A 4,929-nucleotide genomic window follows, 5' to 3' on the forward strand; every position below is an offset into this window, starting at 1 on the left:
CGCAGGCGAAATCAACAGAACCTTGCGCCAGCGCTGCCGCACCATCGGTGGGCGCCATGTCGACGATCTCAAGCGAGGCCAGATCGATACCGAAATGCTCCATCTGCTTCAGGAAGCCGTAATGCGCCGCGGTGCCGAGCGGAACCGCAACCTTTTTGCTGGCCAGCTCATCGGCGCTTTCTTTGTCGATCTCATGCGTGGTCGCCACAACGCAGTTGTCGTTCTCAGAGTAGCTCACAGCCACGTCCAGAACCTGCAGCGGCTGACCGGAAGAGGCCGCAACAACAAACGGAGGCACGCCCTGGCTGACGGAAATCTGAACGTCACCAGACGCCATCGCCGCAGACATCGCTGTCCCCGTCTCAAACGCAACCCAGTTCACATCCATGCCCAAGGCCTCAGCATAAGCACCATCCGCCTTAGCCGCTAAAAACGGCATCGGCCATTCCAGAAAATAACCAACCGTAAGCTCTTCCGAAGAGGCAGCAGTGGCCATTGCGGTTGCGGCCAATGCGGTGCCACCGAGGAGGGTCTTGATCCGTGTCGAAATGCTCATCTTTAACTCCTTGTTGTTTGATGAACGAATTTTGTGTTCTTAGATCGGCCGGTTCGCCCGGCTTTGTGTTTATGTTTTTGATTTCACTCGCGTTATAGGGTTCTTGATTGACCAGCAAGTGACCAGACTTAGCGTAGATGCTCCCGTGAAATTGAAAGCGTTTGCCTGTTTTTTAGGCGAAAGGCTCTGCGCATTTCATGGTGGAATTTTTTTTCACAGCATTTTCGCCCGCTGGAAATCCCGCGGGATTTGCAGGTTTGATGCGAAATTTGAGACTATCGCGGCGCGCAATCACAGCTGGATATGTGATAGATTCGCTGTTGCGCGCCGCTCGGAAACAGAGGGGTGTCCCGGCTAGATCATGCGGCTTGGCTCGAGACCGATTGCAGCGCCTGATCCAGGGTGTCTACGATCTGTTCAATCTCCTCTTTTCCGGTGATCAACGCGGGGCTCAAACACAGGGTGTTGTTGAACCCTTGCATCGCCCGTGCGGTTTTACCGATCAAAACGCCTGCCGTGTCGCAGCGCGCAATCACGCTGTCGACGATGCGTTCATCCATTGGTTCTTTGGTGTTGCGGTCCTCGACCAGCTCAACCCCCCAGAACAGACCCTTACCGCGCACATCCCCGATCCAGGCGTGCCGGTCTTTCAGTTCCAGCAGCTTGCTTTCGAGGAACGCGCCCATGGTCAGCGTGTTGTCCAGCAGGTTTTCGTCCTCAATGATGCGCATGTTTTCCAGCGCCGCCGCGGGGCCTGCAGTACAACCACCAAAGGTGGAAATATCGCGGAACATGGTCATCGGATCATCGGGCGTGGCGGTGAATTGCTGGAACACCTCTTCGGTGGTGATCAGACACGAAATCGCCGCATAGCCAGAGGCCAGACCTTTGGCGGTGGTGACCATATCGGGTTTGATGCCAAAGTTCTGGTAGCCGAACCACTGGCCGGTGCGGCCCATGCCACAGACAACTTCGTCCATGATGATCAGAATATTGTATTTCTTGCAGATCTCCTGAACGCGCTCCCAGTAGCCTTTGGGCGGCAGGATCACGCCGCCGCCGGCGGTCATCGGCTCGAGAATGATTGCGCCAACCGTGTCGGCACCTTCGCGCAGGATCACCTCTTCGATGGCATCCGCCGCCCGTTCACCATAGTTTTCCACGTCCCATTGTTTGCGATACTCAAGGCAATGGGGCACTTCGACGAAACCTTCCGGGAAGGGTCCAAACCCTTCGCGGCGCTGCCCTTGGCCGGTGGCGGCCAACGCACCCAAGGTCGAGCCGTGGTAGTCGCGTTCCCGGTAAAGGATCTTCCATTTCTTGCCGCCGTGGTGCTGGTGCGAAATCTGGCGCACCATTTTGAAGGCTTTCTCATTCGCTTCCGAACCCGAGTTCAAAAAGAACACACGGTTCAGGGTCGGTGCCTTTTCGATCACGCGATCGGCGAATTGTGCTGCCGGAACATTGCCCACGGTGCCCGCGAAAAAGTTGATCTGTTCCAGCTGATCCCGCACCGCATTGGCAATCTGGGTACGACCATAGCCAACGTTGACGGTCCAGACACCGCCAGAGACGCCATCCAGAAACTCATTGCCGGATTGATCCCAGACCCGCATGCCCTTGCCCTTGACCAGAATGCGCGGGTCACGCTCAGCCAATGCCGCGTGCTGAAACAGATGGTGCCACACATGCGCGCGATCCGCTTTCACGGTCGAAGTCATCAGGTTGGTGCCGAGCTGGTCGTCCATTTAGGTATCCTTTGGAGGTGCGTTTTCCGCATCACTGCCCAAGTCGGAAAATCCAACACAGTGCCAGCCGTGGCTTTTTGGTTGGGCCAGTTTGCGGTCGCGCGGGACAAGGCTTGCAAGTTTACATAAAACTGCGCAGCCTAATGCAGATTTGCAGGCGCAGCATTTGGCGCCTATGTCTGTACCCGTAACCTGCCCGTGCAGGATGTGATCGCTAGCAAAGTCGAGGCCCGCTATTCAGTCCCTGCCCATCTCCATCGATCGCACCAGTGGTGAACCGATCCAAAGCCAGTTGCGACGCGCCCTGATTTCGGCGATCGCAACCGGGCAACTTGCCCCCGGTCAAAAGGTGCAATCGACCCGCATGTTCGCCGACAAATTGGGCATCGCGCGCAACACGGTTGCAGCGGTGTTCGAAGAGCTGGCGATGCGCGGATATCTGGAGGCCAAACCCCGGCGCGGGTATTACATCAGCACCGATTTGCCGACGGGGAAACCACAGTCGGAAGCAGCCTCGGAATTGGATTGGAACAGCCGGCTACTCCACCATCCGTCCCAGCTGAACCACATTCGTAAGCCTTTGAACTGGCAGGATTATAAGTATCCGTTTGCCTATGGTCAGGTGGACCCCAGCCTGTTTCCCCTGAATGCATGGCGGGCGTCCTCGCGGGATATGCTGGGGCGTGCCGCCGTCAGCTGGTGGGGGGCGGACCGGGCCATTGACGACGACCCTATGTTGATCAAACAGATCCAGACTCAGATCCTGCCCGATCGCGGTATCTATGCACGCCCGGAAGAGATCATTGTCACCCTGGGTGCCCAGGAAGGCTTGTACCTGATTTCGCAGCTCTTGGCGGGGCCCGGAAAACGGGTTGGCTGCGAGGTTCCGGGCTACCCGGATTCAAGCTTCATTTTTGACCTCTCCGGATCAGAGGTGACCCCCCTTGCCATCGACAAACAGGGGGCGGTGATACCACCCAATTCAGGTCTGGATCTGGCCGTTTTAACTCCCGGTGCCCACTGCCCATCGATGACTGTCATGTCCGGCAAACGGCGTGATCAAGTGTTGAACGCTGCCCGTCAGGACGACTTTTTGGTGGTGGAAGACGACTATGAAGGCGACGTTTCCTTTGTAAAAGATCTGGCCCTCAAATCACGCGACAAGGATGGTCGTGTTCTTTACCTAGGCACTTTGTCTAAAATTTTGGCACCCGGCGTACGACTCGGTTATTTGGTTGCGCCAGAGCCTGTGATTCAAGAGGCCCGTTGGTTGCGACGACTGATTCACCGATCTGCGCCGCTCAACAACCAACGGGCTGCGGCAATTTTCCTTGCGGAAGGCCACTACCACGCCTTGGTGCGCAAGCTCCGCACCTCCCACCAAGACCGCTGGGAGCGGGTGATGGAAAACCTGCCGAAACTGATGCCGGGGTTTCGCACCCCCGATCCCTGCCATTGCGGGCGCAGCGTCTGGCTGGAATGCCCGGATGGTGTTGATGCTCGGGATCTGTTCACCGCTGCTGGTAAGGCCGGCATCACATTTGAAAGCGGTGATCCCTTTGTTCCGCCCGATCAAGCAGGGCGTTTTCTGCGCCTCGGCCTATCCGTGATCAACACAGATTTGATTGTCCCCGGCATGAAAAAACTGGGAGAGATCGCAGACAATCTGGCCGCCTAACCCCCGCTGGCCCAGTCAAACCCCCGCTTCTGGCGCCCTCTTTGCGCGCACAAATACAGTAGGCCGCGTTACATACACTCCTGGAGACAACACGATATTCACCACCACGGTTGCTATTGTCAGCTTTGCCGTTTTGATTTCTGCGTTTGCCCGCGGGCTGGCCGGGTTTGGGTTTGCAATTGCTGCGGTGCCCATCCTGTCGCTGGTCATCTCCCCGATCGAAGCGGTTGCCATGACGGTGATGTTGCAAGTTGTCGTGGGGCTCAAAGACATCTTTGACCTACGCCGTGACATCCATAAACCTTCTCTTATCCGTCTGGCGCTTGGTTCGCTCATTGGGACGCCCATCGGGGTGTTTGCCCTAGCAGTGATGAACCCGGATGCGGCGCGTATTTTGATCGCACTGTCGGTCTTTGCGGGTCTGTTGATCCTGCTGCTCTACAAACCCAAAGAAGCCCGCCCCAACGACGCATTGGCAACAGTAACGGGCGTGGCCTCGGGCGTGTTTTCCGGTCTTTCCGCTATGCCCGGGCCGCCGGCTGTGGCCTAATATCTCGGTATCGGCATGCCCGCCAAACAGTCGTGCGCGTCACTGTTGTTCTTGTTCTTCTTTGCAGCCGCAACCGCGACCCCCGGTCTGGCCTGGGCCGGGGCGGTCAATTCGCAGACGTTGTGGTTGGTGCTGATCTCGATCCTGAGCTACCCCCCGAAAATCGGACACTGACGTAAGCTACGATTTGTTGTCTGTTGATCTTCGACACGAAGGAGATTGACGATGTCGAAACGAAAGCAACATCACCCTGAGTTTAAGGCCAAGGTCGCATTGGAAGCACTGAAAGGCGAGGAGACGGTCAGCGAGTTGGCCAGTCGGTTTAGATAGGAAGAGCGTCGCTTTGGGAACGAGTGTAAATATCCGTGGTCGCCCGATCATTAAAAAAACAAAGGAG

General features: G+C 56.9%; 5 protein-coding genes. 3 read left to right on the top strand and 2 right to left on the bottom strand.

Translation table 11 applies throughout. The features are described 5' to 3' along the window. Both KMP13_RS04425 and KMP13_RS04430 read right to left on the bottom strand, forming a co-directional pair. Window positions 1-496, bottom strand: a 496-nt coding sequence (locus KMP13_RS04425) for an ABC transporter substrate-binding protein (RefSeq protein ID WP_435370338.1), incomplete at its 3' end; no start/stop codon positions are given. A gap of 419 nt (window positions 497-915) precedes the next feature. Next, complete coding sequence (locus tag KMP13_RS04430) at window positions 916-2,304, bottom strand: aspartate aminotransferase family protein (RefSeq protein ID WP_215264354.1); 1,389 nt, start codon at window positions 2,302-2,304, stop codon at window positions 916-918. A 292-nt stretch (window positions 2,305-2,596) separates the two neighbouring features. On the opposite strand from KMP13_RS04430, the gene KMP13_RS04435 reads away from it, so the two are divergent. The 3 genes from KMP13_RS04435 to KMP13_RS04445 all read left to right on the top strand — a co-directional run bounded on the left by KMP13_RS04435 (window position 2,597) and on the right by KMP13_RS04445 (window position 4,706). Continuing rightward, window positions 2,597-3,982: a PLP-dependent aminotransferase family protein gene (locus KMP13_RS04435; RefSeq protein WP_251363677.1), complete on the top strand. Its 1,386-nt coding sequence runs from the start codon at window positions 2,597-2,599 to the stop codon at window positions 3,980-3,982. A gap of 133 nt (window positions 3,983-4,115) precedes the next feature. After that, window positions 4,116-4,532: a sulfite exporter TauE/SafE family protein gene (locus tag KMP13_RS04440; RefSeq protein WP_215264355.1), complete on the top strand. Its 417-nt coding sequence runs from the start codon at window positions 4,116-4,118 to the stop codon at window positions 4,530-4,532. Window positions 4,533-4,547: 15 nt separating this feature from the next. After that, window positions 4,548-4,706, top strand: coding sequence for a hypothetical protein (locus tag KMP13_RS04445; protein WP_215264356.1), 159 nt, complete (start codon window positions 4,548-4,550; stop codon window positions 4,704-4,706). Window positions 4,707-4,929 lie beyond the last annotated feature (223 nt).

The organism is Epibacterium ulvae (assembly GCF_018678075.1).
Lineage (GTDB): Bacteria > Pseudomonadota > Alphaproteobacteria > Rhodobacterales > Rhodobacteraceae > Epibacterium > Epibacterium ulvae_A.